This window comes from Vibrio tetraodonis (assembly GCF_003350295.1).
In the GTDB taxonomy this organism is placed as follows: domain Bacteria; phylum Pseudomonadota; class Gammaproteobacteria; order Enterobacterales; family Vibrionaceae; genus Vibrio; species Vibrio tetraodonis.
In genome coordinates this window covers 1-13328 of the sequence record NZ_QLYY01000030.1, presented here as the reverse complement: position 1 = coordinate 13328, position 13328 = coordinate 1, and the positions used below count along the sequence as shown (strand labels likewise).

The following is a 13328-nucleotide window of genomic DNA, read 5'->3' as shown; positions in this document are numbered from 1 at the left end:
TGTGCACAAATCTGCAATTTTGACTGGTGCATGCAAGTATGTTGTACCACTATAACCAATATGCGTTTAAATTAAACGTTAACTGAAGCGGATCTTTGTAGTTAATGCGAATTATTTTTCACACTCTGTTACTTGCGTTTGTCATCTCTACGTTAAATGGTTGCTTTTTCTCCACTCAAGATGATCAACGATGGGTCATTGAGCCTCTCGGCACCACAAGCTTTGCTTTGAGTCGAGATGCACGATTCGCATTATTGTACTCTAAAGAGCATCAACTGGTCTTGTGGGATCTGAACCAAAATAAAGAGCTTGCCTCATTAGGAGAACAAGATCCTCAGGCAAGTACTGTTTCGCGAATACGTATCTCAGATAACGGACGATTCGCAGTCACAGCAACACAAATAAACTTTGCGGTGTGGGATCTGGCATGGACACAAGCACAGGGATTATGGTCCATCTCCGACGGTTTAATTCGCGATATCGACATTGCCAGTAATGGCGAACAAGTATTACTTGGTCTATCCAACGGCAAAGCCATCTACGTCAACTTAGTCACTGGAAGGCGGTTAGAGTTCCTTGCGCATAATGAAAAAGTTAATTCAGTCGCTTTATCACCGAATGGTCGATACGCGCTATCAGGCGGAAATGACTATACCGCTTATTTATGGGACACGCGCAACGGCCAGATTATCAGAAGCTTTAAGCACGAACAACGGATCAATCGAGTCACATTACAAAGAGATGGCTTATTTGCTTTTACCTCGGATGGGGGAAACCAAGCCATAATTTGGGATTTAAAAACGGGTAAGCAAGTTTCCAAACTTCGTAGCTTTTCTCGTCAACTCATTTTCTCTACCGCTCGTTTTTCAGATGATGGTCAATACCTTGTTACAGGCACTCCTTCAAGCCGGATAATGGTTTGGAATACTCAATCAGGAAAAAGAGTTGATGGATTTGAGGCAGAGCCACTAAAAGATACTCGCCCTCCGCGTGCGGTAGTGTATGATGCAGCCTTTGATGATAAGAATAGAGTGGTGTCAGGCTCATCAGCTGGGATCGCTCAGGCTTGGAAGGTAGACTTTTAGTCATGACAGAAAAACACATACAAGAATTAGAAAATCGCATCAACGATCTCGAATGTCAGCTTGCTTTTCAGGAACAAACTGTCGAATCACTCAATGAAGCATTGAGCCAACAGCAATTGTTGATCTCAAAAATGCAAGATCAGATGAAGTACGTAGTCGGAAAGGTCAAGAATATCGATTCATCAAACCTAGCTGATCCTACGCAAGAAACGCCACCTCCCCATTACTAGTTGTTAGTGAAACACGTAAGCGATCACTATACCTGCAACCACTAAACACCCTCCGATCCTACGCAATTGGTTATCTTGTTGCTCACTGAGGTGACGGACCATATTACGCCAACCATTGGGGGCAACCAAAGGCCCTAAGCCTTCCACAATCAATACTAATCCGATTGCCAACCACAAAGAACTAGACATAGTTTTCTCTCAAAAAAGAAAGGCTCCTGCTAAGGAGCCTTTATAAATTTATCCTAATATTACTTGGCAGCAATACCAGACGCTTTATTCATATACTGGAAGAACTCACTGTTTGGATCCAAAACTAGGATATCACTCTTGTCACTGAAAGATTCTTCATAAGCACGTAAAGATCGCACAAAGCTAAAGAACTCTGGGTCTTTATTATATGCCTCAGCATAGATTTTCGCTGCCTGAGCATCCGCTCCACCTCGAGTGACTCGAGCCGTTTTATCTGCTTCTGCTAGTATGGTGGCTACTTCCAGTTCTGCTTGAGCGCGAATAACCTCTGCTTGCTCACGTCCTTGAGAACGGAATTGACGAGCCACTGACTCACGCTCAGCACGCATACGATTATAAATCGACTGGTTGATACTATCCGGAAGGTTTATTTTCTTCATCCGGAAATCCACTATGTGGATACCCAAGTCTTCCATCGCATCTTTACGTGTGCCATTAAGCACATTCTTCATAATGATGTCGCGCTCACCGTCGACTTCAAGCGCTTCTTTCGCCGCTTCAGTGGTCACTTCTTCGCTATCTGCGCTATTTGGCAGAATATCGTTATTTCGAGGACCTGAAACAATTTGCTTGATTTCACGAGCACCAATTTCAGAACGAAGTACATCAGTCACTTTACGGCCTAGTAGTGTTTGCGCTGTACCAGCATTACCGCCACCAGTGGCAAGATAGTACTGTCCAAAATCTTCAATACGCCACTTAACATATGAGTCTATCAGTACGTCTTTTTTCTCAGAAGTAACAAAACGATCTGAGCGGCCATCCATAGTCTGGATTTTCGCATCTAGCGTTTTTACTTTATCGAACAAAGGCATCTTAAAGTGAAGACCTGGCTCGTAAATACGCGCGATTTCATTATTGTCTTTCAATACACGTCCGAAACGAATCACGATACCGCGTTCGCCTTCAGGAATCACAAATAACGACATAAGCAGCAGCACTAAGCCAACAACTAATACTGGGATCATTAATTTACGCATGATTAATATCTCCCCTGACGTGACGTAGAACGAGATGACGAATCAGTATTCTGACTGTTCAATTGCGGCTCCAATTCAATTTGGTCATAGGTTGACGTCTCTTTTATTGAACGACTTTTCGCCTTAGTTTGACCTTCTCTGAGCTTATCGATTGGCAGATACAAAAGGTTACCACTCGACTCAGAATCGATAAGAACTTTCGATGTATTGGCGTAGACCTTTTCCATTGTATCTAGATAGAGACGATTACGCGTGACATCAGGAGAGGCTTGGTATTCGGGCAATAGTTTCTCAAACTGAGCAACTTGACCCAATGCACCATTAACCACTCGCTCGCTATAACCTTGCGCTTCTTTAAGTAAACGCTCGGCGCGACCTTTAGCTTTAGGGATAATGTCATTCTGATACGCTTCAGCTTCACGCTTAAATCGCTGAGCATCCTCACGAGAAGCGGTCGCATCATCAAATGCATCTTTAACTTCTTCAGGTGGACGCGCATCTTCAAAGTTGACCGCAACTACTTCAATACCCATATCGTAACTGTCGACAATATTTTCTAAAGTGACTTGCGTATTCTGCCTGATTGATAGTCGTCCACTAGTTAGAATACTGTCCATTAGTGAATCACCTATCACAGCACGCAGTGCTGAGTCAGTCGCTTGACGCAAGCTATCATCAGCGTTTGTCACACGAAATAGGTATTTGTATGGATCAGCCACTCGATATTGAATATCCATAGCAACCGTCACAACGTTCTCATCTTTGGTCAGCATCAGACCTGAAGAACGCAAAGAACGTATTGCTTGAACATTGACTGGGGTCACTTCGTCGATAAAACGAGGGCGCCAGTTGAGGCCTGGATCAACCACACGGTCGTATTTTCCTAGGCGTAACACAACACCACGCTCTGCTTCACCAATGGTATAGAAACCAGCAAAGACCCAAATAGCGATAGCGATAATCGCGATAACACCAAAACCAAGTGCTCCGCCTCCGCCACCGATAGAGGCCCCATTGCCACCTTTTCCACCACCAAACTTTCCACCCAGTTTCTGACTCAGTTTATTAAAGACTTCGTCTAAGTCTGGCGGTCCTTGATCACGGCCACCTTTATTACCACGATTATTGTTGCCCCAAGGGTCATTATCGCGGCCATTGTTGCCGTTATTATTACCAGGCTCATTCCACGCCATTAGAAAGCTCCATCATTTGATATGACGTTATACTGTAGCAGTCATTTAAGTAACTATAAAGTCACGAAAAACTGCCCCTTCTCTTTTTTCGAGTCTAGACCAGTCAACCTGTTGCATCCTAACATCGATCAACAAATTGCCGTCCTGATCATAGTCTTCTTGTTGAATACACTTCATTTGAAAGAATGTACTGCGTATCCGACCTTGATGTTGAGGTGGGATGCGCAAATGATATTGAACCATCTGACTGGCTAACCTTTCAGTCAAAGCGTCAAACAAAAGCTCAATACCCACACCTTCCATAGCCGAAACCCACACGGCTCGCGGCACACCATCTTCGTCTCGTTCAATGCGAGGAGACTGGGATTCAAGGTTATCAATTTTATTCATAACTAGAAGAGCTGGTACTTCATGAGCATCAATTTCTTCTAGGACTTCGTGAACAGCGCCAATATTCTCACGAAAACGCTCATCACTGGCATCCACAACATGTAACAAAATGTCAGCTTCTTGCGTTTCTTGCAATGTCGCCTTAAACGCAGCAACCAAATCATGAGGTAGATGCCTAATAAAACCAACCGTATCCGCTAAAATAGCAGGTCCTACATCAGCAAGGTCGATTTTCCTCAACGTAGGGTCGAGTGTGGCAAACAACTGATCTGCAGCGTATACACCAGCTTGAGTGATACGGTTAAACATGGTCGACTTACCAGCATTGGTATAGCCTACCAGAGAAATTGTCGGAATTTGTGCTCGACTTCGAGCCCGCCGACCTTGTTCTCTCTGTTTCGCGACTTTTTCCAAACGGCGCAAAATAGCTTTAATACGATCACGCAATAAACGTCGGTCTGTTTCTAACTGAGTCTCACCAGGCCCACGTAAACCAATTCCCCCCTTTTGTCTCTCAAGGTGGGTCCAACCGCGTATTAAGCGAGTTGAGATATGACGGAGTTGAGCGAGCTCTACTTGCAATTTACCCTCATGAGTTCGAGCTCTCTGGGCGAAAATATCTAAGATGAGCCCCGTTCGATCAAGCACTCGACACTTACATAAAGATTCCAGATTTCGTTCTTGGGCTGGCGACAGAGCATGATTAAAAATAACAATATCTGCTCCCGACAATCGCACAACCTGGGCAATTTCTTGAGCTTTGCCCTCACCGACATAATATTTGGGGTGTGGTGACTGACGACTCCCAGTTACAACCTGTAAGCTAGAAACCCCAGCAGAAGATACCAGCATTTCAAACTCACTGAGATCTTCCCACTCCCCTTCTTGCGTGAAGTTGATATGAACAAGTACGGCTCGCTCACCGGCTTCGTAACGGTCAAACAAGCAATCAACTCCTTAAAATATAATTAACTAGGTTCAGAAGACTAATCTTCTGACTTTTCTGATTGGCGCTCACCACCTTGAGGACGTTCACCACTATGGTGGCTAACCGGACGAGCAGGAACGACTGTCGAAATCGCATGCTTATAAACCATTTGATTTACGGTGTTTTTCAGCAATATCACAAACTGGTCGAAAGACTCAATCTGACCTTGTAGTTTAATTCCGTTTACTAGGTAGATTGATACTGGAATACGTTCACGACGTAATGCATTTAAGAATGGGTCTTGAAGAGATTGCCCCTTAGCCATTTTATTTTCCTTATTTTGTAATTTTGTTCTAGTTATTTAGCTAGTGGTGCGCGAAAACTAGGTGCGCCTTTGCATCTGAGCTAAACGAATAAAAAACACCCTGACGTTACTTGTTATGATGGCTATAAGGCCAAATTTCAAGTAACTGATCTTTTACAAGGTGCATTCACGCAAAAGCGATCACATTATACACAGCTAAAACCATCAGATACTATCGTATTTGATACAGTTTCAAATGCTTGTTCTATGTTTTCGCTATCTAACCAAGTTAAATTATCCCAGCTGCGTAACCAGGTAATCTGCCGCTTGGCCAACTGGCGGGTAGCACAAATGCCTTTGAAGATCGCTTCATCAAGCGTGCTATTCCCATCCAAATATTCCCACATCTGCCGATAGCCCACACAACGTATAGATGGAAGATCGGGATGCAGATCCTGTCGAGCATATAACGCCTTCACTTCCTGCTCGAATCCGGCCTTCATCATTTGATCAAATCTCAACTCAATACGGCGGTGAAGTTCGGATCTTTCCTTAGGCGCTATCGCAAACTGTCTTACACGATACGGAAGGCTATCGCCTTTTGTTTGCGTAAGCTCAGTTAAGGTTTTACCGGAAATTCTATACACTTCCAATGCCCGAGACAATCTCTGAGGGTCATTTGGGTGTATGCGCTCTGCAGATACGGGATCAATTTGCTTTAATTGATCATGCAGAACATCCCAACCATGCGTCAATGCTTCTTGTTCTATTTGCTGGCGTATTTCGACATTTGCAGCTGGCAGTGGTGATAAGCCTTTCAATAGAGCTTTGTAGTACAACATTGTCCCTCCAACAAGAAGCGGGATCTTTCCTTGCTGGGAGATAATACGCATTTCATTTAGTGCATCATGGCGAAAGTCTGCTGCAGAATAAGCTTCTGTTGGCTCTAAGATATCAATAAGGCGATGCGGAGCCTTCAACAATTCATCACTGCTCGGCTTAGCGGTACCGATATCCATACCCTTATAAATAAGCGCTGAATCGACCGATATAATCTCAACAGGAAACTGCTTACGTAAACGAATCGCTAAATCCGTTTTACCCGATGCGGTCGGCCCCATTAAAAACAGAGCCAGTGGTAATTCTTTTGTCATAACTCCATCGCTGCAATGGTTGAAGAAAAGTCAACAGGACAGACAAACTTACGGTCATCAAGAGGCAACTTGTTTTGCCACAGTTGTTCAATCTCTGCAACGATATGAATCGCTTCCGACAAAGTGTAATCACTTTTGGGAGATACAACTCGATTTGTCAACCAAGTAGACAACTGTGGCAAAGATGAGTTTTGTTCAATCTCTGACAGCTTAGCGGCGTAAGATAACAGATCTGGTAGCAGTTGTTGTAAGTTTTGTTGTCGCAGAGGTTGAGGCACACCCATTACCATAAGCGAATCAACACCGCGTGGCTTGATATCAATGCCAAGTTTTATTAACAGGTTCCTATGATTATCAGCAGCCTGCATCTGAATCGGACTCAGACTTAACGAGAGTGGAACAAGTAATGGCTGAGATTTCAGGTTTTCATCACCCACACGCAACTGACCTAGAATGCGCATACGCTGCGCTTGAACAAGAGAAACTACTCTCGCCCCTTGCTTATCTGCCATCAGAACATATTGACCATGAACCACACAAATAACCTTGCCCAGCGCCTCTATCGTTTCCCTCGCCGCATTAAGAGAGATATCACTAATCGAGCATACTTCTTCATCAGATTCAGCCGTTAGACAGGTATTATTGACATCGGCCGTTTGGAGTAGTTCAGTGTAAACTTCGACTTGCTGCTTGCTGGGAGAATGCTCACCATATCGCTCCTTGGCTGGTGATTTATCTTTTTTACCATAGTCACTACCAAGCCAATCTTTAGTTTGGCGAGTTTCTTGAACCTGGCCCGAGTGATTATTGGACGCAGGCTGATTGCAATAATCAACTCGACCCGGATAAGCAGGAACTCTCTCAACTGCCTCATATACAGATTCACAAACCATGGCTGAATCGTTCTGTTGCATATTCACCTGATGCACTGGTGTGACCGACTCTTGTTTATGAAAAGCAGATTGATTGATTATTGGCTTATCTATGCAAGCACTCTGCGCTAAAGCATCAGTGAGCGCCTGATAAATAAAGTCATGAACGAGGCGTGCCTGGTGAAAACGAACCTCATGTTTAGCCGGATGCACATTGACGTCGACTTGAGAAGGCTCCACATCGATAAACAATACATAAGTAGCAAACTGGTCGGGACGCAAACTATTTTCATAGCTTTGACGAATTGCGTGATTAATTAATTTGTCACGCATCATACGACCATTTACATAACAGTATTGAAGGTCACCTTGCTGCTTAGCACCTTCTGGAGTCGTTATCCAGCCGTACAGCTTCAATCCATTATGTTCTAGCTCAATATTAAGCATATTGCGTACAAAAGCACTACCACAAACCGCTGCGATACGCTTTTCTTCTTGTACTTTTGTTTGAGCAGAACGATATTGCTTAACAAGTTTACCGTTATGTTTAAGGTTAATCGTCACCTCAAATCGGCTCAAAGCAATACGCTTGATAAGCTCATCAATATGAGTAAATTCTGTTTTTTCTGTACGAAGAAATTTGCGTCGGGCTGGAGTATTGAAGAATAAATCTAATACTTCAACTGTTGTACCAATAGGATGAGCTGTAGGTTGGAGCCTAACTTGCATATCCCTTCCCTCACTATACGCAGACCAAGCCTGTTGCTGAGTGACAGGGCGGGACGTTAAGGTGAGACGTGATACAGAGCTAATACTGGCTAACGCTTCACCGCGAAATCCCAAGCTCATGATTGCCTCGAGATCATCAAGAGAATCAATTTTTGATGTGGCATGACGACTCAGAGCCAAACCCAGCTCCTCTTTGGCTATACCTTTGCCGTTATCCCGCACACGAATAAGCTTTGCCCCACCTTTTTCGATATCAACATCGATCCGGGTAGCACCAGAATCCAAGCTATTTTCCACTAGCTCTTTGACGACAGATGCAGGCCTTTCTACCACTTCACCTGCTGCAATTTGGTTTGCCAGACGAGCAGGCAAGATTTTGATAGTCATACTCGTTACTACTTGTTGGGAATAATCAATACTTGCCCGACAGCAAGCTGATCAGAACGCAAATTATTTGCTTGTCGAAGCGTACTGACACCAACACCATACTGACGAGCTATTTTACCAAGAAACTCTCCACGCTTGACTTTATGCTTCTTTAAAGGCTGATCTTTCATACTAACGGTAATACGTAACTTTTGACCCAATCTTAACGTGTCTGAATTAAGGTTATTTTCTCGTTTAATATCGGTAACAGAAACTTTATACCGCGATGCAATCTTACCGAGATATTCTCCCTTAGCCACTTTATGAGTAATGGTTTTCGTTTCTATTGGATTAGTTAATCTGGGGACTGGCACTGAGCCTTTTGCCGCCGGAATAGTCAAAACTTGTCCAATTGCCAAACTCGAGCTTTTAAGTTTATTGGTTTGCATAATAGCTCGAGTGGATGAGCCATATTTTTTAGCGATAACAGAAAGTGATTCACCTCGCTGCACTTTGTGTTTGATAGACTTGTCTCGATTGGCAAACAAGGTTCCCTCTGGTGGACTTGCTTCAAAATACTGCACAATGGCTTTCGCTAAGGATCTTGCCAGTTTGTTTTGGTGACTACGCTGAAATAGCAACCTTTCCTCTGTCGGATTAGAAATAAAGCCTGTTTCGACGAGCACAGAAGGTATATCTGGTGACTTCAACACAGCTAAGCTGGCATTAACAGGGTTCTTTTTGTGCAACTTAATGCCTTCTCTTCCCATTTCTTGCAAGATTTGGGTAGCAACCTTATACCCTTCTTTCTGGGAGTGGCTAAACTGCAAATCTAACAAGGTCTGGCTGATATTTTTATCGCTATTATTTTTAGCCAGTACTTCTCCTGCTCCACCTAATAACTGAGACTGTTCTTCGTGGTTTTCCACCCAACGGGCGATTTCTGAGTTTGCTCGGCGAGTGTTAAGCACAAATACAGAGCCACCACGAGGTTGAGGAGAACTGAACGCATCAGCATGCACAGAGACTAACAAATGTGCTTTATTAGTCCGAGCAATTTCAGAACGCTTATTCAGGTTAACAAAGTAGTCTCCATGTCGAGTCAAAACCGCTTTCATTCCAGGTACAGCGTTGATCTGATCCGCAATTTTCTTGGAAATTGCTAGGGTCGCGTGCTTTTCATACTTTCGAGAGGGGCCTATTGAGCCTGGATCTTCACCGCCATGACCCGCATCAATCGCCACTACAATATCAGCCGTTCCTAACAACTGTGATGCGTCGCGACTAACTCGTGGCACACTAGATTTGGAAGTATTGGGCACTGAAGATGATCGAGTGTGGGGTATATCAATGACCAATCTATGGCCATACTGTCCACCGGGAGTTGGTGCGAGCTTGAATAACTGAGGCTCAACACGACTTTTTAACTCAAACACTAATCGGTAGGTGCCCTTTTCTGGCGGAGAACTTCGCCGAATTTTCTTTAGAACAGGACTATCTGAAACATTAATGGGTAATTGAGTGCCTAGGCTCGTTTGCTTGAGGTCAACCACCAGCCTTCGCGGACTACTGAGTGAAAAGTAGCTATATTCAGCTTCTGAGGCAAGATCAATAACCACTCGTGTTTCATCTGGGGATGGCCAAACACGTACCCCCTGCAAAGCATTTGCCCAAACAGAGATAGGCAAGACCAAAAGCCAAAAAGCGTAAGCAAACTTTGAAAATCTATTCAATGTCATAAATCTAACTGTTCAATTAATTGAGAACCATAGGCACTGTTGGCGATCACATTTACCCTTCTCTGCTCACCTGAGTAACTGAGTTCAATGTCCAAATCAGCACATGGAAGTAACCCTTCACCTTTTTCGGGCCACTCGACAAGACAGATGGCATCTGAGGTAAAATAATCACGAATACCCATAAACTCCAATTCTTCAGGATCCGATAAGCGATAAAGATCAAAATGATAAACCTGCCATTGTCCTAATTCATACGGCTCAACTAGGGTATAAGTCGGGCTTTTCACATTGCCTTTATGACCAAGAGCACACACAAAACCTCGACTAAAGGTGGTTTTACCTGCCCCTAAATCCCCATGTAAATAAATGGTAGTTTGCTTGGTACATAGATTTGCCATTGATGCCCCCAGAGCAATGGTGGCATGTTCATCTTTGAGGGCAAACTGTTTCGTGGTCATGAAGGTCAATCTCTACTTGGTGACGATATAAAAATAAAAGACTAAGAATAGTAAACTGGGTTGGAATTGTCAGACAAGGTCTGTTGTGTAAGTAAAAAACAAATTCCTGTTATTTTGGCATGAATTATCTATTTTGGCTGCTAGATTCAATAAAAAAGATCCGATAAGATCCGCCTCCCGTTTCACAGAGCTATTAGAATGAACTATCAAGAGCTAGCAAACAAGATCAAAATTTGGGCAAAAGAGCTTGGTTTTCAAAAAGCGGGAATTTGTGATGTTGACTTGCAAGACCATGAATCAAACTTGCAAAGCTGGTTAGATGCAGGATACCACGGAGAAATGGACTGGATGGCTCGCCATGGTATGAAGCGAGCTCGCCCTCATGAGCTCGTTCCAGGCACCTTGAGAGTGATCAGTGTTCGTATGGATTATCTCCCGCCTGAAGCTCAATTTGCAGCAAATCTAGCACAACCAAATCATGCATATATCAGCCGTTACGCACTTGGGCGAGACTATCATAAACTGTTGCGAAATCAGTTAAAGAAGCTTGGGCAAAAGATAGAGCATGAGGTTGGACAATGCGGCTATCGTCCCTTTGTCGACTCAGCTCCGATACTAGAGCGTCCGCTAGCTCAAAAAGCAGGTTTAGGTTGGACAGGTAAACACTCTCTTCTTCTCGACAAAGACTGTGGCTCTTGGTTCTTCTTAGGGGAACTGCTTGTCGACTTACCATTACCAGTAGACCAGCCCCACAATGGGGACTGTGGTAAATGCTCTTCTTGTATCACCTCCTGCCCTACCCAAGCTATCGTAGCAGAGGGCGTCGTTGACGCTAGACGCTGTATTTCTTATCTGACAATCGAACATGATGGCGTCATTCCAGAGGAATTTCGCAAACCAATGGGTAATCGTATATACGGTTGTGATGACTGCCAGCTCGTATGCCCATGGAATCGCTTTGCTAATTTGACTGATGAGGACGATTTTCATCGCAGAGAAGCTCTGTTATCGCCTGATCTAGTAAATCTTTTTAATTGGGACGAACAAACCTTCCTAAAAAATATGGAAGGGTCAGCGATAAGAAGGATAGGTCACATTCAGTGGCTACGGAATTTATCAATTGCTATGGGTAATGCTCCATATTCTGCAGATATTATTCATGCCCTCAAACAACGGCTCGGGATGAACACAATATTAGATGAACATATTAATTGGGCAATTGAGCAACAAATCACACAAATCCCTATATCTTCGACTAAGATTGATAGGCTGATACGAATAGTGCAGAAAGGATTACCAAGAGACGCGTAAATGTTTCATTTTTTCAATGGTAATAACTTGACCTAGGTCTAAAGATGTGAAATGTGGAAAAAGCAAAATTTGATTGATTGTTTTCTTTCATATACAGAAGTTAATCACATTTACCGCAAATGACCAAGATCAAGAAACATGCAATTATTGATCAAGCAAATAAACTTCACAAACAGCCCAAAAAGCCACAAAACCCTTTGCATACATAGATTTAAAAAAGACTTAAGAACTCAAAGAAAAAAAACACAACACAAATGATCGTCAAAAACCTCTACAAATATCAGTAAATAATCAGGTTATTCACCAGATTATCCACAAAAATTCATCTGTGGATAAGTCTGTTAATCTTTCGAGTAAATCCAATCCAAGTAAGGCCTGGACTGAAACAAAAACATGCCGACTTTATTGAACTTTAACACGCAGAAAAAACGTTAAGTTTAATCTTAAAGAATTATTACATTGATGGGTTTATGCTTCTCAGCATGGAAAAAGAGCAGCTAACTCTGCCACATTGAGTGCAGAGTATAAGAAGAATTTTGATAGAAATACAGGCTCATTTATTAATGAACAGTACATTCTACTAAGGGAATTACTATTAAAGTTTTTGCCTGAAATTTGGTTGCGGGGGCCGGATTTGAACCGACGACCTTCGGGTTATGAGCCCGACGAGCTACCAAGCTGCTCCACCCCGCGTCCGTATTGTTACCATTAAAGCATGATGGCAACTATAAATTGGAGCGACACACGAGGTTCCCTATTCATAATAAAAAGGCGTGACCTCAACCTTGGTAAGGTTGCGCTCTACCAACTGAGCTAGTGTCGCAGATTTTATGAATGGCTGAACTCAAAGAGTAAGCAACTCACAAAATCTTAATTTGGTTGCGGGGGCCGGATTTGAACCGACGACCTTCGGGTTATGAGCCCGACGAGCTACCAAGCTGCTCCACCCCGCGTCCGTATGGTCACCATTAAAGCATGATGACAACTAAAAATTTGGAGCGACACACGAGGTTCCCTATTCATAATAAAAAGGCGTGACCTCAACCTTGGCAAGGTTGCGCTCTAATAACTGAGCGAGTGTCGCTTGCTTCACCATTAAGTATGGTGACAACTACAAATTTGGAGCGACACACGAGGTTCGAACTCGTGACCTCAACCTTGGCAAGGTTGCGCTCTACCAACTGAGCTAGTGTCGCAGATTTTATGAATGGCTGAACTCAAAGAGTAAGCAACTCACAACATCTTAATTTGGTTGCGGGGGCCGGATTTGAACCGACGACCTTCGGGTTATGAGCCCGACGAGCTACCAAGCTGCTCCACCCCGCGTCCGTATGGTCACC

Annotated in this window: 12 protein-coding genes and 5 tRNA genes; 3 read left to right on the top strand and 14 right to left on the bottom strand. The window is 43.5% G+C overall.

Annotated features, from left to right (window positions below; genetic code table 11):
- The first annotated feature begins 104 nt into the window (after positions 1–104).
- Both DPF90_RS19660 and DPF90_RS19655 read left to right on the top strand, forming a co-directional pair.
- Positions 105–1085, top strand: a complete 981-nt coding sequence (locus DPF90_RS19660) for a WD40 repeat domain-containing protein (RefSeq protein WP_114787997.1) — start codon at positions 105–107, stop codon at positions 1083–1085.
- Between the two features lie 2 nt (positions 1086–1087).
- Entirely contained in the window at positions 1088–1315 is a 228-nt protein-coding gene (locus DPF90_RS19655) for a SlyX family protein (RefSeq protein ID WP_114787996.1), read from the top strand.
- A 3-nt stretch (positions 1316–1318) separates the two neighbouring features.
- Here the strand turns inward: DPF90_RS19655 and DPF90_RS19650 are convergent, their stop codons facing one another.
- The 9 genes from DPF90_RS19650 to tsaE all read right to left on the bottom strand — a co-directional run bounded on the left by DPF90_RS19650 (position 1319) and on the right by tsaE (position 10677).
- Positions 1319–1504, bottom strand: a complete 186-nt coding sequence (locus DPF90_RS19650; RefSeq protein ID WP_114787995.1) for a DUF2065 domain-containing protein — start codon at positions 1502–1504, stop codon at positions 1319–1321.
- Between the two features lie 59 nt (positions 1505–1563).
- Entirely contained in the window at positions 1564–2544 is a 981-nt protein-coding gene (hflC, locus tag DPF90_RS19645) for a protease modulator HflC (RefSeq protein ID WP_114787994.1), read from the bottom strand.
- Between the two features lie 2 nt (positions 2545–2546).
- Positions 2547–3737 carry an FtsH protease activity modulator HflK gene (gene hflK / locus DPF90_RS19640; RefSeq protein WP_114787993.1) on the bottom strand — a complete coding sequence of 397 codons (1191 nt, stop codon included), beginning with the start codon at positions 3735–3737 and terminating at the stop codon, positions 2547–2549.
- A gap of 45 nt (positions 3738–3782) precedes the next feature.
- On the bottom strand, positions 3783–5072 hold the full coding sequence (gene hflX, locus DPF90_RS19635; RefSeq protein WP_114787992.1) for a ribosome rescue GTPase HflX: 1290 nt from the start codon (positions 5070–5072) through the stop codon (positions 3783–3785).
- A gap of 41 nt (positions 5073–5113) precedes the next feature.
- A complete protein-coding gene (gene hfq, locus DPF90_RS19630; protein WP_114787991.1) occupies positions 5114–5380 on the bottom strand; it encodes an RNA chaperone Hfq in 267 nt (88 codons plus the stop codon).
- Between the two features lie 185 nt (positions 5381–5565).
- Positions 5566–6513, bottom strand: coding sequence for a tRNA (adenosine(37)-N6)-dimethylallyltransferase MiaA (gene miaA, locus DPF90_RS19625; protein WP_114787990.1), 948 nt, complete (start codon positions 6511–6513; stop codon positions 5566–5568).
- Positions 6510–8501 carry a DNA mismatch repair endonuclease MutL gene (mutL, locus tag DPF90_RS19620; protein WP_114787989.1) on the bottom strand — a complete coding sequence of 664 codons (1992 nt, stop codon included), beginning with the start codon at positions 8499–8501 and terminating at the stop codon, positions 6510–6512. Before mutL ends, miaA begins: the two co-directional genes overlap by 4 nt.
- 8 nt (positions 8502–8509) lie before the next feature.
- Entirely contained in the window at positions 8510–10219 is a 1710-nt protein-coding gene (locus DPF90_RS19615; RefSeq protein ID WP_114787988.1) for a LysM peptidoglycan-binding domain-containing protein, read from the bottom strand.
- Entirely contained in the window at positions 10216–10677 is a 462-nt protein-coding gene (tsaE, locus tag DPF90_RS19610) for a tRNA (adenosine(37)-N6)-threonylcarbamoyltransferase complex ATPase subunit type 1 TsaE (RefSeq protein ID WP_114787987.1), read from the bottom strand. The genes DPF90_RS19615 and tsaE overlap by 4 nt, the downstream gene beginning before the upstream one ends.
- A 198-nt stretch (positions 10678–10875) precedes the next feature.
- Here tsaE and queG point away from each other — a divergent pair, with 198 nt between their 5' ends.
- Entirely contained in the window at positions 10876–11988 is a 1113-nt protein-coding gene (gene queG / locus DPF90_RS19605; RefSeq protein WP_114787986.1) for a tRNA epoxyqueuosine(34) reductase QueG, read from the top strand.
- A gap of 616 nt (positions 11989–12604) precedes the next feature.
- Here the strand turns inward: queG and DPF90_RS19600 are convergent.
- The 5 genes from DPF90_RS19600 to DPF90_RS19585 all read right to left on the bottom strand — a co-directional run bounded on the left by DPF90_RS19600 (position 12605) and on the right by DPF90_RS19585 (position 13314).
- Positions 12605–12681: transfer RNA gene (locus DPF90_RS19600), tRNA-Met, on the bottom strand.
- 40 nt (positions 12682–12721) lie between these two features.
- Positions 12722–12811 (bottom strand) — tRNA-Gly (locus DPF90_RS20315).
- 53 nt (positions 12812–12864) lie between these two features.
- A tRNA-Met gene (locus DPF90_RS19595) sits at positions 12865–12941 on the bottom strand.
- Between the two features lie 167 nt (positions 12942–13108).
- Positions 13109–13184 (bottom strand) — tRNA-Gly (locus DPF90_RS19590).
- A gap of 53 nt (positions 13185–13237) precedes the next feature.
- A tRNA-Met gene (locus DPF90_RS19585) sits at positions 13238–13314 on the bottom strand.
- Positions 13315–13328 lie beyond the last annotated feature (14 nt).

Bases quoted from the DNA above. Each gene is read 5' to 3' on its own strand.
- hflC (WP_114787994.1), bottom strand. From the start codon at position 2,544: ATGCGTAAATTAATGATCCCAGTATTAGTTGTTGGCTTAGTGCTGCTG.
- DPF90_RS19655 (WP_114787996.1), top strand. From the start codon at position 1,088: ATGACAGAAAAACACATACAAGAATTAGAAAATCGCATCAACGATCTC.
- hflK (WP_114787993.1), bottom strand. From the start codon at position 3,737: ATGGCGTGGAATGAGCCTGGTAATAATAACGGCAACAATGGCCGCGAT.
- tsaE (WP_114787987.1), bottom strand. From the start codon at position 10,677: ATGACCACGAAACAGTTTGCCCTCAAAGATGAACATGCCACCATTGCT.
- DPF90_RS19650 (WP_114787995.1), bottom strand. From the start codon at position 1,504: ATGTCTAGTTCTTTGTGGTTGGCAATCGGATTAGTATTGATTGTGGAA.
- DPF90_RS19660 (WP_114787997.1), top strand. From the start codon at position 105: ATGCGAATTATTTTTCACACTCTGTTACTTGCGTTTGTCATCTCTACG.
- miaA (WP_114787990.1), bottom strand. From the start codon at position 6,513: ATGACAAAAGAATTACCACTGGCTCTGTTTTTAATGGGGCCGACCGCA.
- queG (WP_114787986.1), top strand. From the start codon at position 10,876: ATGAACTATCAAGAGCTAGCAAACAAGATCAAAATTTGGGCAAAAGAG.
- mutL (WP_114787989.1), bottom strand. From the start codon at position 8,501: ATGACTATCAAAATCTTGCCTGCTCGTCTGGCAAACCAAATTGCAGCA.
- DPF90_RS19615 (WP_114787988.1), bottom strand. From the start codon at position 10,219: ATGACATTGAATAGATTTTCAAAGTTTGCTTACGCTTTTTGGCTTTTG.
- hfq (WP_114787991.1), bottom strand. From the start codon at position 5,380: ATGGCTAAGGGGCAATCTCTTCAAGACCCATTCTTAAATGCATTACGT.